The following is a 25,194-nucleotide window of genomic DNA, read 5'->3' on the forward strand; positions in this document are numbered from 1 at the left end:
GTGTCGGGCGGATCCGCCCCCACGAAGTCGGGGAGAACGCGGGCTCTGGGAGGATGGACCCATGCCGAGCACCGCCCCCGCCGCCACCGGCCTCTCGCACGCGCGCAGCCTCGCCGACCTCGCCCCGTCCATCGCCCTCGGCGCGCTCGACGGCCGCTACCGCGGCGTCGTCGCGCCGCTCGTCGACCACCTCTCCGAGCCCGCGCTCAACCGGGCCCGCATCCACGTCGAGGTCGAGTGGCTCGTCCACCTCACCGAGCGCGAGGTCGTGCCCGGCGTCCGGCGGCTCACCGATGCCGAGAAGGACGCCCTGCGCACGGTCGTCGCGGGGTTCGGGGCCGACGAGATCGACGAGATGGCCGCCACCGAGCGGGTCACCCAGCACGACGTCAAGGCGGTCGAGTACTTCCTCAAGGCCCGGCTGCGCGACATCGCCCCGGCCCCCGAGGACGCCGGCCTCGCCGAGCTGATCCACTTCTGCTGCACGAGCGAGGACATCAACAACCTGTCCTACGCCGTCATGGTCAAGGGCGCCGTGCACGACGTCTGGCTGCCCCGCGCCACCGCCCTCGTCGAGAAGCTGACGACGATGGCCCGCGAGCTCGCCGACGTGCCGCTGCTCGCCCACACCCACGGCCAGCCGGCGACCCCGACGACGATGGGCAAGGAGCTCGCCGTCCTCGCGTGGCGCCTGCGGCGCCAGCTGCGCCGGGTCGAGGACGCCGACTTCCTCGGTAAGCTCAACGGCGCCACCGGCACCTACGGCGCCCACCTCGCGGCCGTGCCCGGCGCCGACTGGCAGGACGTCAGCCGCACCTTCGTCGAGCACCTCGGCCTCACGTGGAACCCGCTGACCACGCAGATCGAGAGCCACGACTGGCAGGCCGAGCTCTACGCCGACCTCGCCCGCTTCAACCGCGTGCTGCACAACATGTGCACCGACGTCTGGACCTACATCTCGATGGGCTACTTCGCCCAGGTGCGCGGCCAGGGCACGGTCGGCAGCAGCACGATGCCGCACAAGGTCAACCCGATCCGCTTCGAGAACGCCGAGGCCAACCTCGAGGTCTCGAACGCCCTCCTCGACGTCCTCGCGAGCACCCTCGTTCAGAGCCGGCTCCAGCGCGACCTCACCGACTCCTCGATGCAGCGCAACATCGGGTCGGCGTTCGGGCACAGCCTGCTCGCCATCGACAACGCCCACCGAGGGCTCGACGGCCTCGACGCCGTGCCGGCCGCGATGGCCGCCGACCTCGACGCGAACTGGGAGGTCCTCGGCGAGCCGGTCCAGTCGGCGATGCGGGCCCTCGGCGCCCAGGGCGTCCCCGGGATGGAGGAGCCGTACGAGCGGCTCAAGGAGCTGACGCGCGGCCGGCGCATCGGCCAGGACGACCTCGTCGGGTTCGTCCGCGGCCTCGGGCTTCCCGCCGAGGTCGAGGAGCGGCTCGCGGCGCTGACCCCGGCGACGTACGTCGGGCTCGCGCCCGAGCTGGTCCGGCACCTGCCGTGACCGATCCGGCCGGCGAGCCGGTCATCCGCCCGGCCGACCTGGACGACCCCCGGGTCGCGGCCCTCGTCGCCGAGCACCTGGCCGAGATGGAGCCGACGGCTCCCGCGTGCAGCCGGCACGCCCTGTCGGTCGAGCAGTTCCGCGACCCCGCCGTCCGGCTCTGGGTCGCCGAGGCGGACGGCGCACTCGTCGGCTCGGTGGCCCTCAAGGACCTCGGCGGCGGTCACGTCGAGCTGAAGACGATGCGCGCGAGCCGTTCGGTGCGCGGCACCGGGCTCGGACGCCGGCTGCTGCTCCACGCCCTCGCCGAGGCGCGGGCCGCCGGGGCCTCGTGGGTCAGCCTCGAGACCGGGTCGGGCGAGGTGTTCGTGCCGGCCCGCAGCCTCTACCGCGCCCACGGGTTCGTCGACTCCGAGCCCTTCGCGAGCTACCGCCCCGACCCCCACAGCACCTTCCTCACCCTCGCCCTCTGACGGCCGGTTCCGCGGCCCCGCCGGCCGGTCGCGTGTCACACTGTGCCGTCGTCGTCGGAGGGGGTCCCCGTGCTGCGCAGTCCGTGCGCATCGTCCACGCGCGCCGTGAGCCGGGCGGGCACCGTCGCGGCCGTGGCAGCGCTCGCGCTGTCCGGGTGCGCGGCCGTGCCCCTGGAGGCGGGCCGTCCCGCGCGTCCGCCGGCGTCGGTCGGCGCGTCCACCACGACCTCGCCCTCGACCTCCCCCTCCCTCCCGTCGGGGAAGGTCGACGCGGCGAGGTTCTTCGACGACCTCGCCGACCGGGTGACCGACGCCGACACCGTCGACGTCGAGCTCGAGTCGCCGTACGAGTCCATCCAGGCCGAGTGGCAGCCCTCGACCTCGTCGGCGCGCGTCGGGTTCCAGGACTCCGAGCAGTGGCTGCGGGTCGTCGTCATCGGCGAGCAGGCCTGGACCCTCGACGAGGAGAAGACCGACGCCCCGTGGCGGAAGGTCGCCGAGCCGCCCGACGTCATCCAGGAGGCGCTGCCGAGCCTCCAGGTGGACACCTGGCGCGACGGCACGCGCTCGGTGACCCGCGGCCCCAGCGAGGTCGTCGAGGGCCACCGGATCACCTCCTACTCGCTCGCCGTCCGGGCCGAGCAGGCCTACGCGGTCCTCGGCATCGACCCGCCCGCGAAGGGACCGGCGACCGTTCCCGTCCTGCTGCGCCTCGACGACGAGGGGATGCCGGTGCAGGCGAGCATGAAGGTCGCGGACGGCCGGCTCGACATCCGCTACTCCGGGTGGGGCGCGGACCTGGAGATCGTCGCCCCGCCCGTCGGCTGAGAGCGGCGTCTCCGCCGGATGTGGGACGCTGGCGCGATGGCGACCGAGGACCCGAAGCCCGTCGACCGCGACGACGTCGACGGCATCGCGCTGGCCCTGCCCGAGGTGACCCGCGAGGGCACCGACGAGCGGCCGGCCTACGTCGTGCGCGGGAAGAGCTTCCTGCACTGGCGCGAGCCCCGCAAGGACGCCGTCGACCCCGACACCGGCGAGCGGATGGACGACGTCATCTGCGTCACGGTCCCCGGCCCGGAGGACAAGGAGTCGATCCTCCAGCTCGGCGGACCCTGGTTCACGACACCGCACTTCAACGGCTACCCGGCGGTCCTCGTCCGCGAGCGCGACCTCGGGCGGCTCGACTACCTCGAGCTCGCCGAGATCATCACCGACGCGTGGGCGACCAAGGCGCCGAAGAAGCTCGTCAAGGAGCACCTCGGCTGACCCCCTCCGCCGGGTTCAGCCCTTCATCCCGCTGAAGGTCATCGTCGCGACGAACTGGCGCTGGGCGAGCATGAAGAAGAGCACCATCGGCATCGTCGCGACGACGTTGCCGGCCATGAGGAGCGACCACTCGGTCCGTCGCTGCCCCTGGAAGTTCGCCAGTCCCAGCTGGATCGTGTACCAGCGGTCGTCGTTGATCGCGATGAGCGGCCAGATGAGGTCGTTCCACGACCCGAGCAGCGTGAAGATCGCGAGGGTCGCGAGCGCCGGCCGGGCCAGCGGCAGCACCACCCGCCAGAACACCCCGAACGCGCTGCACCCGTCGAGCCGCCCCGCCTCCTCGAGCTCGCGCGGGAGCGACAGGAAGAACTGCCGCATGAGGAACACGCCGAAGGCCGACGTCAGCCACGGGAGGATCACTGCCGGAAGGGTGTTCACGACACCGAGCTTCGTGAACATGATGTACGTCGGGATCATCAGCAGCTGGGTGGGGATCATGATCGTGCCGACGAGCAGGACGAACGACGCACCCCGCCCGGCGAAGCGCAGCCGCGAGAACCCGTAGCCCGCCATCGAGCAGAGGACGAGGTGGGCGATGATCGCCGAGCCCGACACGATGACGCTGTTGAGCAGCCAGCGCAGGACGTCGGAGTCCTGGAAGAGCCGGACGTAGCCCGAGAGCGTCGGGTGGGCCGGGACGAAGGTCGGCGGCACCTGCCGGATCTCGGCGTCGGTCTTGAACGACGCGAGCACCATCTGCACGAGCGGCATCGCGAAGAGCACGGCCAGGGGCGCGAGGAGCAGGTGGTACGGGCTGAACGGCCAGCGCCGGCGAGGAGGCGGGCCGCCGTCGGCCGGGTCCTGCGCCGCGCACTCCCCGGTGGGTGTCGGTGCCGTCGAGAGCGCCATCAGAAGGCCTGCACCTTCGCGAACCGGGAGTACACGATCATCCCCAGCGTGATGACCATCGTCGCCGCGAACAGCACGTACGCCACGGCCGAGCCGTACCCGAAGTTCAGCTGCTTGAAGGCCTGCTCCCACAGGTAGTAGACGATCGTCTTCGTCGACTCCACCGGCCCGCCCCGCGTCGTCGTGTAGACGAGGTCGAAGAGCTGGAGCGAGCCGATGAGCTGCCAGATCGTCGTGAAGACGGTCACCGGCGTCAGCTGGGGCAGCACGACGTGCCGGAACACCTGCCACCGGTTGGCGCCGTCGACGACCGCGGCCTCGACGAGGTCACGCGGGATGTCCTGCAGCGCAGCGAGGTACACGACGACGGTGAAGCCGAGCGAGGCCCACAGGGACATCAGCGCGATGACCGTCATCGCCTGGTTCGGGTCCTCGAGGAAGCGTTGCGCGGGCAGCCCGACCCGCCGGAGCGCGTTGTTGACGAACCCGAACTGGGGGTCGAACAGGTAGTTGGCGAGGATGCCGGTCGCGGCGGCCGAAGCGACGAACGGCACGAAGATCGCGGTGCGGTACAGCCCGATGAACCGGATGCGCCGGTTGAGGGCCAGGGCGATGCCGAGCCCGAGGAACACCGACGTCGGGACGTAGAGCAGGGTGAAGAACAGGGTGTGGAGGGCGGCGGACGCCAGGTCGGGGTCGTCGACCATCCGCTCGTAGTTGCGGAACCCGACGCCGCGCGCCGGCGAGAAGCCGTTCCACTTCAGCTGCGCGAGGTAGAAGGCCCAGCCGGCCGGGAAGAGCGAGAGCCCGAGGATGACGAGCGTCGAGGGACCGACGAACAGCCATCCCGTCGCGGCCCGCCGGGAGGCACCGACCGCCCGCCGCCGCACGCGCGCCCCGAGGGGCCGCGTGGGGGCGGGCGCCGACGTGGTCACCGGTCGGCCAGGGCCCGGTCGGCGGCCTCGGCGGCGTCGTCGAGGGCGGGCCCCACCTCGCCCTGGCCCTGCAGCAGGCGGGACACGGCCTTGCCGTACGCGGCCGACACCTCGACGTAGCCCTCGACGGTCGGGCGCTTGTTCTTCGCGTTGTCGAGGTTCTTCGCGAGCAGCTCGTAGCCGGGCGTCACCTTCGCCTTGGCCTGGAACTCCGGCGACTCGATCTCGGACGAGCGCAGCGGGAGGTTGCCGAACTCGACGTTCCACGTGAGGTCCTGCGCCGGGTCGGTGAGGTACTTGACGAACTGGTAGGACCAGTACGCGCGGTTGCGGTCCTGGTGGTCGAAGAGCACCCAGAGGTCCGGCCCCGACACGGTCTGGTGGTCGTCACCGGTCCCGGGCAGGAGAGTGACGTCGTAGTCGGTCTTGGCCCCGCCGACGTCGAAGAGTGCCCACGGCCCGGTGACGAGCATCGCGATGTTGTTGCTCGCGAAGAGGCCGATCGCCTTCTCCGCGGTCTGGTCGAGGTACACGGACTTGTCCTCGACGGCCATGTCGCGCCAGAACTGCACGGCCTCGACCCCGGCCTCGGAGTTGAAGGCGACGGTCTTCTCGTCGGGCGCGAGCACCTGTCCGCCGTTCTGCCACAGCTGGGGCCACATGGCCCACGTCGTGCCCTCGCCGCCGGTGACGTCGAAGGAGGTGCCGAAGACGTTGCGCGAGGGGTCACTGAGCTTCTTCGCCGTCGCGCGGAACTCGTCCCACGTCATCGTGTCGGTGGGGTAGGGCACCCCGGCCGCGTCGAAGAGGGTCTTGTTGTAGAAGAGGGCGAGGTTGTCGACGAGCGCCGGGATGCCGATGGTCCGTCCACCGGGACTCGCGGTCTCGCGAGCGGCCTCGGAGATCTCCTCCCACTTGACGGCCGGGTCGGCGACCTCGGCCGAGATGTCGAGCGTCTTCCCGGAGGCGCCGAGCTCGCTGGCCCACGAGCCGAACGCGTACGAGATGTCGGGGTAGGTCCCCGCCGCGAAGCCGGCGCTCAGCTTCTGGAGGAGGTCGTCGGTCGTCGCCGCGCCGGACGAGGACCGGATGGTCACGTTGGGGTGCTGCTTCGTGAAGTCCGCGACCTTCGCGTCGAGGATCTTCTGCGCGTCGGACTCCTGCCCCGTCCACCACACGAGCTCGACCGGCGCGTTGGGGTCCTCCGCGGTGAGCGGAGTCGCGGACGCCGTCGGCCCCGAGTCGGTGGGCTCCGGGTCGACGCCCGCGCACCCGGCCAGCACGACCGAGGTGAGGGCGGCGAGGGCGAGGACGGTGCGACGGGTCCTGCGGTGTCCGGTCATGGGTCCAGCTCCTTCGTCAGCCGCGCACGGCGTCGGGGGCGTCGAGGATGACGCTGCGGGTCAGGTGGCGGGGGGCGTCGGGGTCCAGTCCCCGGGCCGCCGCGAGGTCGACGGCGAGGCGCTGGGCGAGGACGAGCTCGACGAGCGGGTCGTGCACCGGCTCGCGGACGGTGGCACCGACCGCGCGGACGTCGTCGGCGAGTCCGGCCGGGGTCGGTCCGAGGAGCCAGACGTGGCTCCGGGGACCGGCGACGGCGATCGGTCCGTGCCGGAAGTCCAGCGCCGGGTAGCTCTCGGCCCAGGCCTGGGCCGCCTCGCGGATCTTCAGGGCGGCCTCGTCGGCCAGGCCCTGGCACCAGCCGCGCCCGAGGTAGACGAAGTGCTCGAAGGAGGCGGGATCGGGCCGGTCGGCGGCGAGCGCCGCCCCGCACGCGGCCGGCAGGTGGCCGACCGACTCGCCGAACGCGGCCCGGCCGAGGAGCAGCACGCTCGTCGGGAACCGGGTCTGGACGACCGAGCGCTCGTCGGCGGCGGTCAGCGCGACGACGTCGTCGGCGAGGCCCTCGACGGGCATCCCCTCGACGGCGGTGACGGCGACGAGCCGGGTGCTGCCGCGCAGCGCCTCCATCGCCTCGAGGACCTCGGTCGTGGTCCCCGACCGGGTGATCGCGACCACCCGGTCGTAGTCGCGCGGGCCGGGCGGCAGCTCCGATCCGTAGGCCCAGTCGCTCGTGCCGAGGCCGGCCGACTCGCGCAGCACGGCGAGCGAGTGCGCGACGAACGCGGAGGTGCCGCAGCCGATGAAGAGCACGCGCTCGCCGGGGGCGGCGAGCGCCGGACCGCCGGCGTGCCTGAGCACCTCCTGCCACAGGCCGGGCTGGCTCTCGATCTCGGCCCGGGTCAGGGCGCCGGGGGTGGGGGTGGTCGTCATGTCGACCCATGGTGCTGACGCCGGACCCGGGCGGCGCGGTTCGCTCAGTCCACCTGCGCGCTCGCTCGGTGCCGTTGCGCGTTTCCGGTGCCCGGACGAACGACCCGGCACGCTGGCCGGGTGAGCGACCTGCCGCTGCGGGACTTCCGACCCCACGACCGCCTGGTCCGTGGGCGCACGGTCGTGGCGCGGCCCCCCGTCCCGGCGATCGACGTGCACAACCACCTCGGCACCTGGCTCTCGCCCGACGGCAGCTGGCTCGTGCCGTCGGTCCGCGACCTCCTGGGGACGCTCGACGACCTGGGCGTCGAGCGGGTCGTCAACCTCGACGGGCGCTGGGGCGAGGAGCTCGAGGCCAACCTCAGGCGCTACGACCGCGCCCACCCCGGCCGGTTCGCGACCTTCTGCCACGTCGACTGGGGCCTCCTGCACACCGGCGACGACGGTCGGGCCCTCCTCGCGAGCCTCGACGCGTCGGTGGCCGCGGGGGCGCGGGGGCTGAAGATCTGGAAGGACCTCGGGCTGGGTGTCCGCGACGAGGCCGGCGCCCTCGTCCGCCCGGACGACGAGCGGGTCGTCCGGGTCGTGCAGCGGGCCGGCGAGCACGGCCTCCCGGTGCTCATCCACACCGCGGACCCAGTGGCCTTCTTCGACCCGCTCGACGGGACCAACGAGCGCCTGGAGGAGCTGGCCGGGCAGCCCGACTGGTGGTTCGGCGACCGCACCCGCCACCCGTCCTTCGAGGACCTGATGGGCGCCCTCGAGCGGCTCGTCGCGGCCTGCCCCGGGACGACCGTCATCGGGGCGCACGTCGGCTGCCACGCCGAGGACCTCTCGGCCGTCGGCACGATGATGGACCGGTACCCGACCTTCCACGCCGACCTCGGCGGCCGGCTCGCGGAGATCGGGCGCCAGCCGCGGGCCTTCGCCCGGTTCGTCGCCGCCCATCCCGACCGCGTGCTCTTGGGCACCGACGCCTACCCGCCGGACCCGCAGGCCTACCGCAACCTCTACCGGTTCCTCGAGACCGACGACGAGCACTGGCCGTACGACGGCGCCGACGACGAGGCCGAGCCGGGGTCGCAGGGGCGCTGGCGGGTCTCGGGGGCCGCGCTCGACCCCGCGCTCCTCCCGGCCCTGTACCGCGACAACGCCCTGCGCCTCGGCCTCTGACCCTCTCGGCGCCCGGGCCGGGAACTCGCGGTGATGCGCGACGCGGGACATCCGCCGCCTCGTGCATCACCGTGACGAGAGCGGGCCCCGGGTCAGACGCTGACGCGGACCCTCGCCCACTCGGGAAGGAGGTCGCCGTGGGCCTCGACGAGCGCGTCGCACATCGCGAACACGTCGTCGACGGCGAGGGTGGCCGAGGTGTTCGGGTCGACGAGCACGGCCTGCCGGATCATCAGCGGGTCCTCCTCGAGGGCGGCCCGCACGGTGAGGCCGGCGACGTCGAGGAAGGCGTGGTTGAGCGCGGCGCACTGCGGCGGGAGCGACCCCATCGGCTGCGGGTGGATGCCGGCCGCGTCGACCGTGCACGGCACCTCGACGCACGCGCCCTCGGGCAGGTTGTCGACCAACCCGCGGTTCGGCACGTTGCCGTGGATGGTGACCTCCTCGCCGAGCGTCATCGCGCGGATGACCTGCGGCGCGTACTCGGCCACCTCGTCGGGCAGGTCGAGCTCGCCACCGGCGTCGAGGACCTCGCGGGTGTGCTCGTACTCGCGGACGTTGTCCTCGCTGATGCCGAGGTAGTCACCGACCGGGATGCGCAGCCGCTCGACCTCGGCGTCGTCGTGGAGGTACCACGGCACGTACTCGCTGGAGTGCTCGCTCGTCTCGGTCGGGTACCACCCGAGCCGGCGGAACATGTCGACGCGCACGCGACGGCGCAGCTCGGGGTCGGCGGCGACGCGCTCGCGCAGCCGGGGGTAGAGGTCCTCCCCCCGGTGGCTCCACTCGAGCAGCCACGCCTGGTGGTTGACCCCGGCCGCACGGTACGCGACCTCCTCGACGGGCACGCCGAGCAGCTCGGACAGGTCGTGCACCGTCCAGTAGACGCTGTGGCACAACCCGACCGCGCGCACCTGGGGAGCGGTCTCGGAGAGCCACCACATGTTCATCGCCATCGGGTTCGTGTAGTTGAGCAGGTGGGCCTCCGGGCAGACCCGCGTCATGTCGTCGGCGATCGCGGTGAGGACGGGGAAGGTCCGCAGCGCCCGGAACACCCCGCCGACGCCCAGGGTGTCGCCGATGGTCTGGCGCAGCCCGAAGCGCGCGGGCACCTCGAAGTCGGTGCGCGTCGCGTCGATCCCCCCGACCTGCACCATGTTGACGACGAAGTCGGCGCCGTCGAGGGCCGCGGCGCGGTCGGTCGTCGCGGTGACGACCGGCGCGGTACCGGTCCGGGCTGCGAGGTGCTCGGCGGTGCGGCGGGCGGTGTCGAGCCGGTCGGCGTCGACGTCGTGGAGGGCCACCTCGACCTCGGCGAGCTCGGGCACCCGGAGCAGGTCGTGGAGCAGCTGGCGGGTGAACACGACGCTGCCGGCGCCGACGAACGCGATGCGGGTCATGCCGGCGATCGTGCCGACCTCGGCGAGGGCCGGCACCGATCCGCACGCCCGTGCTGCCCGAATGCGCAGCACCGATGAGCGTTTGACATCCCGTTCGCGCACCACGTGCTCGACTGACGCCCGATCATGGACGTCATGACCTCGCCCCCGTCGACGCCGCGCGCCCAGGTGTCCGACCGTCGCACCTCCCGGCTCGCGGCGATCCTCGCGCTCCTCACCGAGCACGGGACCGTCTCGGTGGCCCGGCTCGCCGAGGAGCTCGACGTCTCGCAGGCCTCGCTGCGCCGCGACCTCGCCGTCCTCGAGGGCCAGGACCTGCTCAAGCGGGTGCACGGCGGCGCCACCTGCCGCGTCCTCGCCGGTGAGCTGCCGGTGCGCTACCGCGACGGCCAGCGCCGCGACGCCAAGGCCCGCATCGCCGCCGCCTGCGTCGAGGCCATCCCGCGGCGGGCGATGGCGGTCGCGATCTCTGGTGGCACGACGACGACCGAGGTCGCCCGGCGCCTGCACGACCGTTCCGAGCTGACCGTCGTGACCAACGCGGTGAACATCGCCACCGAGCTCGCGACGAGCCCCCGGCTGCGGGTCATCATCGCCGGCGGGACGATGCGCTCGGAGAGCTACGAGGCGGTCGGCGCCTGGACCGAGCGGTTCATCGAGGGCCTGAACTTCGGCGTCACCGTCATGGGCGTCGACGGCATCTCGGTCGCCGGCGGGCTGACCACCCACGACGCCGTCGAGGCGCGCACCGACCAGAAGATGGCCGAGCGCTCGCAGCGCCTCTTCGTCGTCGCCGACGCGAGCAAGATCGGCAAGGTCGTCCTCTCGCCGATCGTGCCGGTGTCGCGGGTCTCGATGCTCTTCACCGAGGTCGGCGCGCCGGCCGACGAGGTCGCCCGGCTGCGGGCCGCGGGCGTCGAGGTCCACCTCGTATGACCACCGAGCCGTTCGACGTCGTCGTCCTCGGGGAGGCCAACCCGGACCTCGTGCTCCGGGGCGACGTCGTGCCGCGCTTCGGGCAGTCCGAGCAGCTCCTCGACCACGCGGACCTCGTCCTCGGGGGGTCGGGCGCCATCACCGCCCACGCGCTGGCCCGCCTCGGGGTGCGGGTGGGCCTGATGGCCCGGGTCGGCGACGACGTGTTCGGCGCCGAGACGGTGCGGCTGCTGCGCGCGGGCGGGGTCGACTGCTCGCTCGTCGAGGTCGGGCCGGAGCCCACCGGTCTCTCGGTCGTGCTCTCCGACGGCTCGGCCCGGGCGACGCTCACCCTCGTCGGCGCGATCGACGCGCCCGCTCCGGAGTGGCGCACCCCCGCCGACGTGCCGCCCACCCGGCACCTGCACGTCTCGTCCTTCTTCCTCCAGCGCCGCCGGGCCGCCGCCCTCCCGCGGATGCTCCCGCTCGTGCGCGCCGCCGGGGTCCGCACCTCGCTCGACACGAACCTCGACCCCGAGGGTCGCTTCCCCGGCCTCGCCGAGGTGCTGCCGCTCGTCGACCTGCTGCTCCCGAACGCCGAGGAGTGCCGAGCATCGGCCCGGGCGCTCGGCGTCGACGCCGCGGACCTCGTGGGGGCGGCGCGGGCCCTCGCCGCACGCGGCCCGACGGTCGTCGTCAAGGACGGCGCGGACGGTGCGCTGCTCGTCGGCGCCGACCGGGTGGTGCACGAGCCGGGGACGCCGGTGGAACCCGTCGACACCACCGGTGCGGGCGACACCTTCGACGCGGCCCTCGTCGCCGCGCTGCTCGAGGGCCGCCCGGAGGCCGAGGCGCTGGCCCGGGCCTGTGCCGCCGGGGCCCTCTCGACCCGCCGCAGCGGAGGCACCGCCGGCCAGCCGACGGCCGCCGAGCTGGACGCCGCCCTCGCGCCCACCGCGACGCGCCCCGTGCCCCACCGCTCCTGACCGTCCGCCAGCCCGGAGGATCCCGATGCCCCTCGTCCCGACCGCCGACCTCGTCGCGTCCGCCGCCTCCGCCGGGCGCGCGGTGCTCGCGTTCAACGTCGTCACCCTCGAGCAGGTCGAGGGGGTGCTGGCCGGGGCCGAGCGAGCAGGACATCCCGTCGTCCTCCAGGTGAGCGAGAACGCGGTGGCCTTCCACGGTGGGCGGGCCGGCCCGCTCGCCGCCGCCTGCCGGACGGCGGCCGAGGGCTCGACGGCCCGGGCCTCCCTGCACCTCGACCACGCGACCGACCTCGACCTCGTCGACTCCGCTGCGGCGCACGGGTTCTCGTCGGTGATGGTCGACGCCAGCCGGTTGCCCCACGACGAGAACGTCGCCGTCACGGCCCGGGCCACCCGCGCCCTCCACGCGCAGGGGCTCTTCGTCGAGGCCGAGCTCGGCGAGGTCGGCGGCAAGGACGGCGCCCACGCGCCCGGCGTCCGCACCGACCCCGACGAGGCCGCGGCCTTCGTCGCCGCCACCGGGGTCGACGCGCTCGCCGTCGCGGTCGGCAGCAGCCACGCGATGACCTCCCGCACCGCGCGCCTCGACCACGACCTCGTCGGCCGGCTGCACGCCGCCGTGCCCGTCCCCCTCGTCCTCCACGGCTCGAGCGGCGTCCCCGCCGACGAGCTGCGCGCCGCCGTCGCGGCCGGCATGACGAAGGTCAACGTCGGCACGCTGCTCGGCCTGGCCTTCACCGCGGCGGTCCGTAACCGGCTGGACGCCGACCCGTCGGTGACCGACCCGAGGCGGTACCTTCGGGAGGCGCGCGAGGCCGTCGCCGACGCGGTGGCCACCACCCTCGCCGAGGTGCACGGCGCCGCCGGCGGCAGCTGACCGCCGGCCCGCTCCCCGACTCGCACGGCATACCCCACAGGGGTATGCTGCCAGGATGAGTGCGACCACTCCCCCACCCCCGGTCACCCCGGGCTACTCCGACACCAAGGAGGCCCACCTCAAGCGGCTGCGTCGCATCGAGGGCCAGGTGCGGGGCATCGCGCGGATGGTCGAGGAGGACACGTACTGCATCGACGTCCTCACCCAGGTCAGCGCGGTGACGCGGGCGCTGCAGGCGGTGAGCCTCGGCCTGCTCGAGGAGCACGTCGCCCACTGCGTCGTCGACGCCGCGCGCGAGTCCGACGAGGCCGCGGCCGCCAAGGTCGACGAGGTCGTCGCCGCCGTCACCCGGCTCGTGAGGAGCTGAGGTGACCCAGACCGCCGACCGTCCCGCCGACGAGGTCCACGAGGTCGACCTCGCGATCACCGGGATGACCTGCGCCTCGTGCTCGGCGCGCATCGAGAAGAAGCTCGGCCGGCTCGAGGGGGTCGACGCCGTCGTCAACCTCGCCACCGAGAAGGCCCGGGTGCGCTGGAGCGGGCCGCTGACCGTCGAGGACATCGTCGCGACGGTGCAGCGCACCGGCTACGGCGCCGAGCCGATCGCCGCCCCGGGGCGTGCAGGACGTGACACATCCGTCGATTCCCGTACGCCCGAGCGTGCAACACCTGACACATCCGTCGAATCCTCGACAGCCGGGCGTGCAACACCTGACACATTCGTCGATTCCGGGACGCCCGCCGACCACCAGGTGGCCCGCCAGGACGACCTGCGCCGCCGGGCCGAGCTCGCGGCCCTCCTCACCGTGCCGGTCGTCGTGCTCGCGATGGTCCCCGGCGCCGACGTCCCCGCCGAGCCGTGGGTGCAGCTCGCGCTCGCCACGCCGGTCGTCGCCTGGGCCGGCTGGCCGTTCCACCGCAGCGCCGCGCTCAACGCCCGCCACCTCGCCTCGACGATGGACACCCTCGTCTCGCTCGGCGTCCTCGCGGCCTACCTCTCCTCGCTCGTCGTCGTCCTCACCGGGCGCGCCGGCGGGATGGGCGGCGGCGGCTCGCACCTGTGGTTCGAGACCGCCACCGTCGTCACGACCTTCCTCCTCGTCGGCCGGTGGATGGAGGCCCGCGCCACCGACCGCACCCGCGACTCGCTGCGCGGCCTGCTCGACCTCGCCGCCAAGGACGTCGCCGTGCTGCGCACCGACACCGCGAGCGGTGCGACCGTCGAGCAGCGCATCCCCGTCGAGGCCCTCGAGGTCGGCGAGCGCTTCGTCGTGCGCCCCGGCGAGAAGGTCGCCACCGACGGCACGGTCCGCGACGGCCGCAGCGCCCTCGACGCCTCCCTCGTCACCGGGGAGTCCGCCCCGGTCGAGGTCGGGCCCGGGAGCGAGGTCACCGGGGGCACGATCAACACCACCGGTCGGCTCGTCGTCGAGGCCACGCGCGTGGGGTCCGAGACGACGCTGGCCGGCATCGCCCGGCTCGTCGAGCGGGCCCAGACCTCCAAGGCCCCCGTCCAGCGGCTCGCCGACCGCGTCTCGGCGGTGTTCGTCCCCGTCGTCCTCGGGCTGGCCGTCCTCACCCTCGTCGGCTGGTGGGTCGGCACCGGCGACGCCGGCGGGGCCCTCGAGGTCGCGGTCTCGGTGCTCGTCATCGCCTGCCCGTGCGCCCTCGGCCTCGCCACGCCCACCGCCCTGCTCGTCGGCACCGGCCGCGGCGCGCGCCTCGGCATCCTCATCAAGGGCGCCGACGTCCTCGAGGACACCCGCCGCGTCGACACCGTCGTCCTCGACAAGACCGGCACGGTGACCACCGGCGAGATGACGCTCGTCGAGGTCACCACCCACGGCCGGCTCCCGAAGGACCAGGCGCTCCGGGCCGCCGCGGCCGTCGAGGCCGGCAGCGAGCATCCCGTCGCGAAGGCCGTTCTCGCAGCGGCTCGTTCGCGCGCGCTCGCCGTCCCCGAGGCCTCCGACTTCGAGGCCCTGCCGGGCTCCGGAGCGCAGGCGCTCATCAAGGGCACCCGCGTCACGGTCGGACGGGCCGACCTCTTCGACACCGTGCCCGCCGACGTCGCCAGCCCCTCGGCCGAGGGCACGACGGTGTGGGTCGGGTGGGACGGCACGGCCCGCGCCTCCCTGACCGTCGCCGACACCGTGCGTCGCAGCTCGGGCCGCGCGGTCCGGGCCCTCGACGAGTCCGGGATGGTCTGCTACCTGCTCACCGGCGACCACGACCGGGCCGCGCTCACCGTGGCCCGCGACGTCGGCATCCCGGTCGGCCGGGTCGTCGCCGACGTGCGCCCCGAGGACAAGCACGCGATGGTCGCCGACCTCCAGCAGCGCGGACGGGTCGTCGCGATGGTCGGCGACGGGGTCAACGACGCCGCCGCGCTCGCCCAGGCCGACCTCGGCATCGCGATGGGCAGCGGCACCGACGTCGCGGCCGAGGCCGCCGACATCGTCCTGCTCCGCTCCGAGCTGCCGGCCGTCGTCGCCGCGATGGACCTCTCGCGCGCGACCCTGCGCACCATCCGGCAGAACCTCGTCTGGGCGTTCGGCTACAACGTGGCCGCGATCCCGCTCGCGGTCGCGGGCCTGCTCGACCCCATGGTGGCCGGCGCGGCGATGGCCCTCTCGAGCGTCCTCGTCGTGACGAACAGCCTCCGGCTGCGCCGCTGGACCCCCCGCAGCTGACCCGCCCCACCCCGACGCGGGCCGGGGACGACGAAGGCCCCCACCGGGTGCTCCGGGTGGGGGCCTGTTCGTCGGGGAGGACGGGTCAGATGGTGACCTCGCCCTGCGGCGTCTCGAAGGTGACGGCCATGAGGCCGGGGGTGCCGTGCGGCGACACGAACGAGAAGTCGATGACCGAGGAGGTGTAGTCGGCGGGGAGGCCGAGCCAGTCGCGGACCCGGTCGGGGTCGCCGGCGATGGTCAGCGACTCGATGGTCACGTCGGTGTCGGCGTCCTCGGAGGGGTGCGGCGTGCCCTGCTCCCAGGCGATGAAGAAGGGGAGTTGCGGGTCGGCCTGCAGGCCCTTGACCCCGAGCTGGCGCCAGCGCAGCTCGACGCCGTCGGGGCGGTGCCGGTTGCCGGCCACGGCCTCGCGACCGAGGCGCTGCTCCTGCTCGGCGATGTCGTCGACCTGGACGACCCAGCCCAGCCAGCCGCCGCCGGCCGCGGAGCGGGCCCGGACGACCTGGCCGAAGGGGGCCTTGTCGCTGGCCGGGTGGTCGAGCACCTCGACGACCTCGACGTAGCGCTCGTGGGCCAGCGGAAGGATGACGTTGCGCGTCCCGAAGCGCGGGTGGACTCCCCCATCGACCGGCCGGACACCGATCAGCTTCGCGAGGCGCTCGGCCGTGGCGTGGACGCCATCGTGCTCGGCCGCATAGACGACGTGGTCAACTCGCATGCCGTTCATGATCCCATAGGCGCGGGGGTGCTCCGGACACGGGTCGGCCGCCGCGCAGCGCTCCCGCACCACCAGTCACAGGGGTCACCTCAGGACCGCTGGCGGACCGCCTCGTAGAGCACGACGGCCGCCGAGACACCGGCGTTCAGCGAGTTGACCCGCCCGGCCATCGGGATGCGCACTCGCTCGTCGGCGGCCGCGAGCGCCTCGTCGGTGAGCCCGGTCTTCTCGGTGCCGACCGCCACGGCCACCGGTCCCCGCCAGTCGACGGCGGTGTGCAGCACCTCGGTGTCCGGGGTCGTCGCGACGAGCCGCACGCCCCGCCCGCGCAGCCAGTCGAGCACCTCCGACAGCGGCGCCGCGGCGACCGGCACGGTGAAGACGGTGCCCTTGCTCGCCCGGACGACGTTGGGGTTGCCCCAGTCCGTGGCGGGGTCCGCCGCGACGACGGCCGCGACCCCCGCGGCGTCCGCGCTGCGCAGGACCGACCCGAGGTTGCCCGGCTTCTCGAGGCCCTCGACGACGACGACGAGCGGGTCGGGCGGGAAGTCGAGGTCGGCCAGCGCGACGCCGGCCACCGGCACGACGGCGAGGAAGCCGTCCGGTCCCTCCCGGTAGGCCACCTTCTCGAAGGCCGCCCGACCGCACCGGATCGTCGTGGCCCCGAGCGCCCGCACCCGCTCGACGAGCCGGCCCTGGGCCTGCGCGTCGAGCATCAGCTCGGGGCAGTGCAGGAGCAGGTCGGGCACGACCCCGGCGTCGACCGCGAGCGCGAGCTCGTCGTAGCCGTCGACGACGGTGCGCCCCTCGTCCTCTCGAACCCGGCGACGGCGCAGCGCGGCGACCGCCTTGAGGCGGGGGTTGGTCGCGGACGTGACGTGGAGCTCGGCCATGGCGGCCCCAGCATCCCACGGCGCCCACGGGCGGCCTCCCGACCGCCCCTGCGGCACAGCCCTGCACCGGGCGCCGGTCCGGGGGGTCGCGGTGCGGTAGAAAGTCCGGATGACCAGCACCGACGTGGCCAGTCCGCCCCGGACCCGGACCCGTCGGCTGGGCCGGGCCGCGGCCTACGCCCTCGTCACCGCGCTCGTGCTCTTCGGGGTCGGCTTCCTCGTCCGCTCGCGGTGGGACCCGCTCATCGACCTCGACGACGGCGTCATCACGCGGCTCACCGACGTCACCCGCGACCACCCCGGATTCCGTGACGCCCTGCTCACCTGGCAGGAGCTGACCCGGCCCGTGTACCTCCACGTCGTCGGCACGCTCGCGTGCCTCCTCGTCTGGTGGCGCACGGGGATGCGGACCCGCGCGTGGTGGGCGTTCGCGACCCTCATGCTGTCGTGGTCGGTCGGGCTGGGTGCGAAGTACGTGTTCCAGCGGGCCCGCCCGGTGGTCGAGGACCCCGTGTCGCAGGCGCCGGGCTACTCCTTCCCCTCCGGCCACGCCGTCAACTCCGCCGCCTGGGTCACCGTCCTCGTCGTCCTCGCCTGGCCGATCGTGCGCGCCCGCGCGGGACGGGTGGCGATGGTCGCCGTCGCCGCGGCCGTCGTCCTCGTCACGGCCTTCGACCGGATGTTCCTCGGCGTGCACTACCCGAGCGACGTCACCGTCGGGGTCGTCACCGGCACCGGTCTCGTCCTCGCCTCCTACGCCGGGTACACCGGATGGAACCCGGCCGACCCGCAGCCCGCGGACGACCCGGACGTCGACGCCGGCGACCGCAGCACCCATCCCCACCCCGAGGAGCCCTGATGTCCTTCCTGACCCGCTGGGACGACGACCCGTCGCGCCCGGGCTTCGGATCCGCGCTGCGCGACGCTGCCGTCCGGGCCGTCCTGCCCGGAGTGCTCGTCTTCGCCGTCGTCTGCGCGATCGGCTGGGTCATCATGGAGCCGTTGCGCGGCTTCGAGGCCGAGAACGACGTCAACCGGTGGTTCCAGGACCACCGCACGCCCACCGGCGAGACGATCACGAAGTTCATGTCGATGATCGGCAACACCGAGTACGTCATCGCCGTCGGCGTCCTCGTGGCGCTCGTCGTCCTCTGGCGCACGCGGGCGTGGTGGTTCGCCGTCGTACCACTGCTCGCGATCTCGCTGCAGGCGACGATCTTCGTCATCGCCGCGTACGTCGTCGGCCGTCCGCGCCCCACGGTCGAGCGCCTGGACCCGACCCCGCCGACGTCGAGCTTCCCCAGCGGGCACGTCGGCGCCTCGACCGCCCTCTACGTGTCCTTCGTGCTCATGGCGACGCGGCTGCCGAACCCCGTGGTGCGCCGCGTCGTCGTCACGCTCTGCGTCGTCGCGCCGCTGCTCGTCTCGTTCGCCCGGCTGTACCGGGGCGCCCACCACATCACCGACATCCTCGTCGGGCTCGCGAACGGGGTCGTGTGCGCCCTCCTCGCGTGGGGCTACCTGCGCCGCGAGCCGGCCGGCGGTCAGAGCCGGGCGTAGCGCGCGCGGGCGAACGAGTACACGCCGTACGCCGCGATCCCGAGCGCGACCACGGTGAGGAGGACGGGCCCGAAGGCCATGTCCTTCAACGACTTCAGCGCGCCGTCGAGGCCCTGCGCCTTGTCGGCGTCGTGCTTGACGGCGGCCACGACGAAGAAGACGCCGACGACCGCCAGTGCGACGCCCTTGGCGACGTAGCCGGCCCGGCCGGCCTGGACGGCCCAGTCACCCGGGTGGCCGACGAGGTCCTCGAGGAACGTCTTCTTCCAGCCCTTGTAGACGTGGTAGCCGGCGATGCCGAGGACGACGAGGCCGAGCGCGCCGACGAGGAGCTGCCCGGCCGGGCTCTTCATGAGCGTGGCGGTGAAGTCCTCGGTCTGCTTCTCGCTGGACCCGCCGCCGCCGAGGGCGACGACCTTGAACGACGTCCACGCGAAGAACGCGTACATGACGCCCTTGGCGGCCAGCTTCACGCGGTCCGCGGTCTCGCCGTGGCTGATCGCCGCCTCGGTGAGGTTCCAGACGGCGAGCAGCGCGAACCCGACGACGGCGACCCACAGCAGGGCCTTGCCCGTGCCCGACGTCGAGAGGGTGCCCAGCGCACCGGACTGGTCGGCGCTCTTCGAACCGCCGCCGATGCCCCACGCCACCTTGACGGCGATCCAGGCGATGAGGAGGTGGAGGACGCCGACGATGGCGTAGCCCACCCGGGCCCCGTACTCGACGACCGGGCTCTCGTTGGCGTCCCGGGTGGCTCGGCTGACGTCGCTGCTCATGGAGGGTCACTGTGCCACCGGCGGGCGCGCCGCGGTGGGGTACGTGCCGGCCGGGTCAGGGCAGCGAGCGCAGCACCGCGACGAGGCCGTCGTCGTCGACGTGCCCGGTGACCTCGTCGGCCGCGGCCTTCACCTCGTCGGGGGCGTTGTCCATCGCCACGCCCCGGGCCGCCCAGCGCAGCATCTCGAGGTCGTTGCGCTGGTCGCCGACTGCGACGGTCGCCGCGGGCTCGACCCCGAGCCGCCGCCGCACGCCCTCGAGCGCGGCCGCCTTGGAGACGCCCTCCGGCGTGATGTCGAGCCAGGCGCTCCAGCCGACGGCGTACTCGACGCCGTGCAGGCCGATGCGCTCGGTGCGGGCGTCGAAGTCCTCGCTCGTGCTGTCGGGGTCGCGGATGGTCAGGCGGGTCACCGGCTCGGCCATCAGCTCCTCGAACGGCACGACGCGCGGCTCGCCGTCGAGCTCGCCGTCGGGGAACGGCGCCGAGACCTTGAACCCGACGCCCAGCTCCTCGACCGCGACGAGGGCGGTCGGGAACTCCTCGCGCAGGACGCGCAGGGCCGGCGCCGGGTCGAAGGTGACGGCCTCGAGCACCTCGTAGCCGTCGGGGAGGTCGGGGTCGACGCGCAGGGTGATGGCACCGTTGGCGCACACCGCGTAGCCGTGGGTGAGGCCGAGGGCCTCGAGCACCGGCAGCGTGCCGATGATCGCGCGGCCGGTGGCGAGTGTGACGTGGTGGCCGGCGTCCACGACGGCGCGCACGGCCTCGCGCACCGGCTCGTGGAGGTGGCCGTCGTGGTCGACGGTCGTGCCGTCGATGTCGAGGCAGATCAGGTGTGGGGTGGTCATCGCGAGCCACGCTACCGACGACGGGTGAACGGACGGTGGACGCCTCACGGGCGCGGGCGGCCGAGCTTCCAGTAGGCGCAGAAGAAGACCGACGCCTTGTCGGCGCCGTGGCGGACGAGGGTGCGGCGCGCGCCGGTCGCGAGGTCGGCCTCGCCGCAGGCCCATCCGTAGGCGATGGGGCCGCGGCCCGCGTCCAGCGCGCGGTCGAGGGCCGGGACGACGGCGCTGCCCGGGCGGCCCGTGCGCACGTGGACGCGGGCGTCCCCGAGGTCGTAGGAGTCGAGGACGGCGGGGTCGGCCACCTCGACGTGCACCTCGACCCCGTGGTCCGCGGCGTCGGCCGGACCGCCCCAGGCGTCGAGGATGGCCGCGACCGAGGGCACGGCGGTCTCGTCGGCGACGAGCACCTGCCGCCCGTGCGCCTCGAAACCCCGGTAGAGCGCGCCGCTGGTGCGGATGCCGACCGGGTCGCCGCGCCGGGCGCGGGTGGCCCAGGCCGACCCGGGGCCGCTGTCGCCGTGCGTGACGACGTCGATGTCGAGCCGGCCGCGGGCGGGGTCGTGCTCGCGGATCGTGTACCAGCGCAGGGCCGGGCGGTCCTCCTCCGGCAGCGCCGCGACCTCGGCCCGCACGTTCGCCGGCCCGGGGTCGGGCATGACGAGGGGCCGGCCGGCGGGCGGCATGAGCAGGCCGACGTACTCGTCCGGTCCGATGGGCACGAAGCTGCGCAGTCCCGGTGCCTCGCACGCGATCCGGCGCATGCCGCCACCGAGGTCGGTGACGTCGACGACGGTGGCCTCGAACTGCGGTGTCTCGGCGCGCACGAGGGCGGTGCCCGTCGCGCGGTCCGGTCGCAGGGTGGCCCGCAGCGCGGCGGGCGAGGTCACGACGTCCTCCGGCGGGGGATGACGACCGGCGCGCCGGTGTCGGGGTCGGCGAGGACGGTGGCGGTGACGCCGAAGACCGCCTCGATGACCTCGGGCGTCACGACGTCGGCCGGACGGCCCTCGGCGACGACCCGCCCGTCCCGCATCGCGACGAGGTGGTCGGCGTAGCGGGCGGCCATCGCGAGGTCGTGGAGGACCATGACGACCGTCGTGCCGTCGTCGTCGCACATCCGGCGCACGAGGTCGAGGACGTCGAGCTGGTGGGCGACGTCGAGGAACGAGGTCGGCTCGTCGAGGAGCAGCAGCGGGGTGGCCTGCGCGAGGACCATCGCGAGCCAGACCCGCTGCCGCTGACCGCCGCTCAGGCTGTCGACCGCGACGTGGGCCAGGTGCACGAGGTCGGTCCGCTCGAGCGCCTCGGCGACGGCCCGCTCGTCCTCGCGGCTCCACGTGCGGAACAGGCCGTGGTGGGGATGGCGTCCGCGCTCGACGAGCTCGAGGACGCTGACGCCCTCGGGGACGACCGGCTGCTGGGGCAGCAGGCCGAGCCGCCGCGCGACCTCGCGGGTCGGCAGCGACCCGATCTCGTCACCGTCGAGGAGGACCGACCCGGCGCGGGGTCGCAGCAGCCGTCCGAGCCCGCGCAGGAGCGTCGACTTCCCGCAGCCGTTGGGTCCGACCACGGCGGTGGTGCGGCCGGTCGGGACCTCGAGGGTCACGCCGTCGACGACGACGCGGTCGTCGTAGCCGAGGCGCAGGTCGAGCGCGCGCAGGCGGGAGCCCGCGGGGGCCGTCGGGGCGTCGTGCGGCACGGTCGCCGGCGGCGTGTCGGTCACGGTCATCGGCCCTCCTGGGTCGTGGGGCGGGAGCGGAGCATCCAGAGCAGGACGGGGGCACCGAGCAGGCCGGTGACGAGGCCGACGGGGAGCGCGGTGCCGGGGACGGCGTAGGCCGCGAGGTGGTCGGCGCCGACGACGACGACCGCCCCGACGAGGGCGGCGACACCGACCGACGGCCGGCCGGGCACCAGGCGGCGGGCGATGGGACCGCTGAGGAACCCGACGAAGGCCACCGGCCCGACGACCGCGGTGGCCGCCGCGACGAGGGCGACGACGACGAGGGTGACCCCGACCCGCAGTGCCGTGACCCGCACCCCGAGCGCGGCGGCGAGGTCGTCCCCGAGCCCGAGGACCGGCAGCCGGCCGGCGAGCAGCAGGGCCACCGGCAGGAGGAGCGCGTCGAGGACGAGGAGGCGCGCGATGTCGGCCCACGTCACCGTGTTGAGGCTGCCGCTCAGCCAGACGAGGGCGTCCTGCGCCTGGTAGATGCTGGCGCGCACGAGCAGCCAGTGGACGACCGCCGACAACCCGGCGGCCAGCGCGACGCCGACGAGGACCATCCGGCCGGTCGCCCCTCCGCGACCTCCGGCCTGGCCGAGGATGACGAGCGCGGCGAGCAGCGAGCCGCCGAGGGCGGCGAGGGTGACGGGGGTCCCGCGGACGCCGAACACGACGACGGCCGTGACGGCGGCGGCGCTGGCGCCGAGGGTGATCCCGAGGACGTCCGGGCTGGCCAGCGGGTTGCGCAGCAGCACCTGGAACGCGGCGCCGGCGGCACCGAACGCGGCGCCGGCGAGCACGGCGACGAGGGCGCGGGGCAGGGTCGACTCCATGAGGACGAACGAGGCCCCGGGCACGGGCTCGCCGCCGATGATCCGCACCGCGTCGACGAGCGAGACGCGGTAGTCGCCGAGGAGGGCCCGGACGAGGACGAGGGCGAGGACGAGTAGCACGAGGACGGTGACGACGGCGCGGCGTCGGCGACGCGGCCCCCGGCGGGCGCGGGCGAGGGCCTGCGCCGTCGAGGTCCGGGGCGCGGTGGCGGGCCGGGCGGGTGCGGCGGCGGACATCAGAGCCCCCTGACCCGGCGGACGACGAGGACGAGGACCGGCGCCCCGACGACCGCGCAGACGATGCCGACCTGCACCTCCGACGGCGGGGCGACGAGGCGTCCGACGACGTCGGCGAGGACGACGAAGGCCGGCCCGAGCAGGACCGACAGGAGGAGCACCCGGCGGTGACCGACACCGACGAGGACCCGGACGAGGTGGGGGACGACGAGCCCGACGAAGGCGATCGGCCCGGCGAGCGCGGTGGCCGTCGCGGCGAGGAGGACGGCGCCGGCGGCGGCCAGCCCGCGCTGGACGACGACGTTCTGCCCCAGCCCGCGCGCGAGGTCGTCGCCGAGCGCGACCGCGTCGAGGGTCGGGCCGGAGGTGAGGGCCAGGGCCGCGCCGACGAGGAGCACCGGCAGCACGTCGAGGACCTGACCGGCGTCCCGGCCGGCGACCGAGCCCACCTGCCAGAAGCGGAAGCTGTCGAGCGAGCCCCGGTCGGTGACGAGCACGGCGCCGATGAGGCTCTGCGCCAGCGCCATCACCGCGGCTCCGGCAAGCGCCATCGACACCGGGGCGCTGGCCCGCGGGGCCATCAGGGTGAGGGCCTGGACGAGGGCGGCGACCGCGAGGGTGCCGACGATCGCGGCGACGACGTAGCCGCCGACCGTGTCGAGCCCGAGGAAGCGGATGCCGAGCACGACGGCGAGCGCGGCGCCGGAGTTGAGGCCGAGGATGCCCGGCTCGGCGACCGGGTTGCGGCTCAGGCCCTGGAGGACGACTCCGGAGAGGGCGACGGCCGCGCCGACGACGAGGCCGATGACCGTGCGGTCGATGCGGGCGGCGACGATCGCGGCGGTGCCGGGGTCCCGACCTGTGCCGGTGAGGGCCGCGAGCACCTCGCCCGGCGCCAGGTGCTGCACCCCGAGCAGGAGCGACGCGGCGACCGCCCCGAGCACGGCGAGGGCCGCGCCGACGAGCGCCCACGCCATCGGCACGCGCGCCGGCCCGACCCGCGACCCCGTGGCGGGGGTGGTCGCGGGCCGGGCCTGCGGCGCGGCGGTCGTGCTCACGCGGCGGGCTCGCCCTTGACGGCCGACACGAGCTTGGGGAGGAAGTCCTGCACGGCGGTCGTCACCGAGAGCGGGCTCGGCAGGGACATCGAGAGGGCCACCTCGTTGTCGGCGCTCGCGACGTAGTGGCCGTCCTCGAGCGCGGGGATCTGCCCGATGAGCGGGTTCTTCCGCAGCTCGTCGGCGCCCGCCCCATCCTCGGCGTAGAAGACGACGACGTCGGCCTGGAGGGTCGAGGCCTTCTCGGCCGAGAGGTTGGCGGAGAAGGCGCTCGGGTCCTTCTCGCTGAGCTCGGCGACGGTCGGGGAGTCGACGAACCCGAACTCGCGGAGCATCTGCGGGCGCAGGTCGGCGGTCGTGTACAGCCCGATGGTCGACAGGTCGGTCGGCGTGAACCACGCCCAGGCCGCCGACCTGCCCTTGATCTCCGGGTTCGCGGCGACGGCGTCGGCGATGGTCTTCTCGGTGGCGGTCGTCAGCTGCTCGGCCTGCGCCGGCTTCCCGACCGCCCGGCCGATGGCCGCGACCTGGTCCTGCCACGGTGTGCCCCAGGCCTTCTCGGTCCACGCAACCGTCGGGGCGATCTTGGAGAGCTTGTCGTAGTCCTCCTGCGTGATCCCCGAGCTGAGGCCGAGGATGAGGTCCGGCGTCGTCGCCGCGATGTCGGTGAAGGGGATGCCGGCCGAGTCGTCGTACCGGGTCATCCCGGAGGCGTCGAGGCCCGCGTCGGCGACCGCGGCGTCGAACCAGTCGGTCGAGCCGGCCTCGTTGCCACCCCAGGTGATCTTCGGGGCACCGACGGGGACGACACCGAGCGCGACGAGGGTGTCGGCGTCGGCCCAGCCGACCGTCGCGACCCGGGTCGGCGCCTTCTCGACCGTGGTCGTGCCGTACGCGTGCTCGACGGTGACCGGGAAGGCAGCGGCCTCGGCGGAGGCGCCGGCCGCCGCCGTGGACGACGAGCCGCCCGAGGGACCGGTCGAGCAGGCGGCGAGGACGAGGGCGGCGGCGGCGAGGGGGGCGGCGGCGAGCAGCCGGCGGCGGGACGGCACGATGGTCTCCAGTCGGGGTAAGGCGAGACTTACTTAGGTGAGCCTCACCTTATAAGCACGCCCGGCCCGGCCGT

At 74.2% G+C, this 25,194-nt stretch carries 26 protein-coding genes; 12 read left to right on the forward strand and 14 right to left on the reverse strand.

Annotated elements, in window-relative coordinates; genetic code table 11:
- Nucleotides 1-61: 61 nt before the first annotated feature.
- The 4 genes from purB (at nucleotide 62) to JQN70_RS14870 (ending at nucleotide 3,252) form a co-directional block, all read left to right on the forward strand.
- Nucleotides 62-1,510, forward strand: a complete 1,449-nt coding sequence (gene purB, locus JQN70_RS14855; RefSeq protein WP_204132139.1) for an adenylosuccinate lyase — start codon at nucleotides 62-64, stop codon at nucleotides 1,508-1,510.
- Nucleotides 1,507-1,983, forward strand: a complete 477-nt coding sequence (locus JQN70_RS14860; RefSeq protein ID WP_307836005.1) for a GNAT family N-acetyltransferase — start codon at nucleotides 1,507-1,509, stop codon at nucleotides 1,981-1,983. The genes purB and JQN70_RS14860 overlap by 4 nt, the downstream gene beginning before the upstream one ends.
- Before the next feature lie 132 nt (nucleotides 1,984-2,115).
- Nucleotides 2,116-2,811 (forward strand): hypothetical protein, encoded by a 696-nt coding sequence (locus JQN70_RS14865; protein ID WP_204132140.1) that lies wholly within the window; start codon nucleotides 2,116-2,118, stop codon nucleotides 2,809-2,811.
- 36 nt (nucleotides 2,812-2,847) lie between these two features.
- Nucleotides 2,848-3,252: an MmcQ/YjbR family DNA-binding protein gene (locus JQN70_RS14870; RefSeq protein ID WP_204132141.1), complete on the forward strand. Its 405-nt coding sequence runs from the start codon at nucleotides 2,848-2,850 to the stop codon at nucleotides 3,250-3,252.
- Nucleotides 3,253-3,267: 15 nt separating this feature from the next.
- On the opposite strand, the gene JQN70_RS14875 is transcribed toward JQN70_RS14870, so the two are convergent.
- Genes JQN70_RS14875 through JQN70_RS14890 form a run of 4 tightly spaced genes read right to left on the reverse strand, consistent with a single transcriptional unit; the run spans nucleotide 3,268 to nucleotide 7,370 of the window.
- Nucleotides 3,268-4,161: a carbohydrate ABC transporter permease gene (locus JQN70_RS14875; RefSeq protein ID WP_204132142.1), complete on the reverse strand. Its 894-nt coding sequence runs from the start codon at nucleotides 4,159-4,161 to the stop codon at nucleotides 3,268-3,270.
- On the reverse strand, nucleotides 4,161-5,096 hold the full coding sequence (locus tag JQN70_RS14880; RefSeq protein WP_307836006.1) for a carbohydrate ABC transporter permease: 936 nt from the start codon (nucleotides 5,094-5,096) through the stop codon (nucleotides 4,161-4,163). Before JQN70_RS14880 ends, JQN70_RS14875 begins: the two co-directional genes overlap by 1 nt.
- Nucleotides 5,093-6,439: an ABC transporter substrate-binding protein gene (locus JQN70_RS14885; RefSeq protein WP_204132143.1), complete on the reverse strand. Its 1,347-nt coding sequence runs from the start codon at nucleotides 6,437-6,439 to the stop codon at nucleotides 5,093-5,095. Before JQN70_RS14885 ends, JQN70_RS14880 begins: the two co-directional genes overlap by 4 nt.
- 16 nt (nucleotides 6,440-6,455) lie before the next feature.
- Complete coding sequence (locus tag JQN70_RS14890) at nucleotides 6,456-7,370, reverse strand: SIS domain-containing protein (RefSeq protein WP_204132144.1); 915 nt, start codon at nucleotides 7,368-7,370, stop codon at nucleotides 6,456-6,458.
- 120 nt (nucleotides 7,371-7,490) lie between these two features.
- On the opposite strand from JQN70_RS14890, the gene JQN70_RS14895 reads away from it, so the two are divergent.
- The gene (locus JQN70_RS14895; RefSeq protein ID WP_307836007.1) at nucleotides 7,491-8,543 is read left to right on the forward strand and encodes an amidohydrolase family protein; all 1,053 of its coding nucleotides are present in this window, start codon (nucleotides 7,491-7,493) and stop codon (nucleotides 8,541-8,543) included.
- Between the two features lie 92 nt (nucleotides 8,544-8,635).
- On the opposite strand, the gene JQN70_RS14900 is transcribed toward JQN70_RS14895, so the two are convergent.
- Nucleotides 8,636-9,943: an alpha-glucosidase/alpha-galactosidase gene (locus JQN70_RS14900; RefSeq protein ID WP_204132146.1), complete on the reverse strand. Its 1,308-nt coding sequence runs from the start codon at nucleotides 9,941-9,943 to the stop codon at nucleotides 8,636-8,638.
- A 135-nt stretch (nucleotides 9,944-10,078) separates the two neighbouring features.
- Between JQN70_RS14900 and JQN70_RS14905 the strand changes: the two genes are divergently transcribed.
- From JQN70_RS14905 to JQN70_RS14925, 5 genes are read left to right on the forward strand one after another with little or no spacing between them, the layout of a single operon-like run.
- Entirely contained in the window at nucleotides 10,079-10,879 is an 801-nt protein-coding gene (locus JQN70_RS14905) for a DeoR/GlpR family DNA-binding transcription regulator (protein WP_204132147.1), read from the forward strand.
- Complete coding sequence (locus tag JQN70_RS14910; RefSeq protein WP_204132148.1) at nucleotides 10,876-11,844, forward strand: carbohydrate kinase family protein; 969 nt, start codon at nucleotides 10,876-10,878, stop codon at nucleotides 11,842-11,844. Before JQN70_RS14905 ends, JQN70_RS14910 begins: the two co-directional genes overlap by 4 nt.
- Before the next feature lie 25 nt (nucleotides 11,845-11,869).
- Nucleotides 11,870-12,721: a class II fructose-bisphosphate aldolase gene (locus tag JQN70_RS14915; protein WP_204132149.1), complete on the forward strand. Its 852-nt coding sequence runs from the start codon at nucleotides 11,870-11,872 to the stop codon at nucleotides 12,719-12,721.
- 55 nt (nucleotides 12,722-12,776) lie between these two features.
- Nucleotides 12,777-13,088 (forward strand): metal-sensitive transcriptional regulator, encoded by a 312-nt coding sequence (locus tag JQN70_RS14920; protein WP_204132150.1) that lies wholly within the window; start codon nucleotides 12,777-12,779, stop codon nucleotides 13,086-13,088.
- 1 nt (nucleotide 13,089) lies between these two features.
- Nucleotides 13,090-15,414, forward strand: a complete 2,325-nt coding sequence (locus tag JQN70_RS14925) for a heavy metal translocating P-type ATPase (protein WP_326521462.1) — start codon at nucleotides 13,090-13,092, stop codon at nucleotides 15,412-15,414.
- A gap of 85 nt (nucleotides 15,415-15,499) precedes the next feature.
- Here the strand turns inward: JQN70_RS14925 and JQN70_RS14930 are convergent, their stop codons facing one another.
- Nucleotides 15,500-16,135 carry a VOC family protein gene (locus JQN70_RS14930; RefSeq protein WP_204132151.1) on the reverse strand — a complete coding sequence of 212 codons (636 nt, stop codon included), beginning with the start codon at nucleotides 16,133-16,135 and terminating at the stop codon, nucleotides 15,500-15,502.
- A gap of 89 nt (nucleotides 16,136-16,224) precedes the next feature.
- On the reverse strand, nucleotides 16,225-17,028 hold the full coding sequence (locus JQN70_RS14935; protein ID WP_204132152.1) for a TrmH family RNA methyltransferase: 804 nt from the start codon (nucleotides 17,026-17,028) through the stop codon (nucleotides 16,225-16,227).
- Between the two features lie 109 nt (nucleotides 17,029-17,137).
- Here JQN70_RS14935 and JQN70_RS14940 point away from each other — a divergent pair, with 109 nt between their 5' ends.
- Both JQN70_RS14940 and JQN70_RS14945 read left to right on the forward strand, forming a co-directional pair.
- A complete protein-coding gene (locus JQN70_RS14940) occupies nucleotides 17,138-17,887 on the forward strand; it encodes a phosphatase PAP2 family protein (RefSeq protein WP_239111655.1) in 750 nt (249 codons plus the stop codon).
- Nucleotides 17,887-18,588 carry a phosphatase PAP2 family protein gene (locus JQN70_RS14945; protein ID WP_204132153.1) on the forward strand — a complete coding sequence of 234 codons (702 nt, stop codon included), beginning with the start codon at nucleotides 17,887-17,889 and terminating at the stop codon, nucleotides 18,586-18,588. The genes JQN70_RS14940 and JQN70_RS14945 overlap by 1 nt, the downstream gene beginning before the upstream one ends.
- Here the strand turns inward: JQN70_RS14945 and JQN70_RS14950 are convergent.
- Genes JQN70_RS14950 through JQN70_RS14980 form a run of 7 tightly spaced genes read right to left on the reverse strand, consistent with a single transcriptional unit; the run spans nucleotide 18,573 to nucleotide 25,120 of the window.
- A complete protein-coding gene (locus JQN70_RS14950) occupies nucleotides 18,573-19,364 on the reverse strand; it encodes a DUF1206 domain-containing protein (protein WP_204132154.1) in 792 nt (263 codons plus the stop codon). The two genes, JQN70_RS14945 and JQN70_RS14950, sit on opposite strands and share 16 nt — an antisense overlap.
- Before the next feature lie 55 nt (nucleotides 19,365-19,419).
- On the reverse strand, nucleotides 19,420-20,214 hold the full coding sequence (locus tag JQN70_RS14955) for an HAD family hydrolase (protein ID WP_204132155.1): 795 nt from the start codon (nucleotides 20,212-20,214) through the stop codon (nucleotides 19,420-19,422).
- Between the two features lie 44 nt (nucleotides 20,215-20,258).
- Complete coding sequence (locus JQN70_RS14960; protein WP_204132156.1) at nucleotides 20,259-21,101, reverse strand: siderophore-interacting protein; 843 nt, start codon at nucleotides 21,099-21,101, stop codon at nucleotides 20,259-20,261.
- Nucleotides 21,098-21,943, reverse strand: a complete 846-nt coding sequence (locus JQN70_RS14965; protein WP_204132157.1) for an ABC transporter ATP-binding protein — start codon at nucleotides 21,941-21,943, stop codon at nucleotides 21,098-21,100. Before JQN70_RS14965 ends, JQN70_RS14960 begins: the two co-directional genes overlap by 4 nt.
- On the reverse strand, nucleotides 21,940-23,010 hold the full coding sequence (locus JQN70_RS14970) for a FecCD family ABC transporter permease (RefSeq protein ID WP_204132158.1): 1,071 nt from the start codon (nucleotides 23,008-23,010) through the stop codon (nucleotides 21,940-21,942). The genes JQN70_RS14965 and JQN70_RS14970 overlap by 4 nt, the downstream gene beginning before the upstream one ends.
- Nucleotides 23,010-24,068 carry a FecCD family ABC transporter permease gene (locus JQN70_RS14975; RefSeq protein WP_307836008.1) on the reverse strand — a complete coding sequence of 353 codons (1,059 nt, stop codon included), beginning with the start codon at nucleotides 24,066-24,068 and terminating at the stop codon, nucleotides 23,010-23,012. The genes JQN70_RS14970 and JQN70_RS14975 overlap by 1 nt, the downstream gene beginning before the upstream one ends.
- Nucleotides 24,065-25,120, reverse strand: a complete 1,056-nt coding sequence (locus JQN70_RS14980) for an iron-siderophore ABC transporter substrate-binding protein (protein ID WP_204132159.1) — start codon at nucleotides 25,118-25,120, stop codon at nucleotides 24,065-24,067. The genes JQN70_RS14975 and JQN70_RS14980 overlap by 4 nt, the downstream gene beginning before the upstream one ends.
- Between the last annotated feature and the right edge of the window lie 74 nt (nucleotides 25,121-25,194).

Source organism: Phycicoccus sonneratiae (genome assembly GCF_016887965.1).
Taxonomy (GTDB): domain Bacteria; phylum Actinomycetota; class Actinomycetes; order Actinomycetales; family Dermatophilaceae; genus Phycicoccus; species Phycicoccus sonneratiae.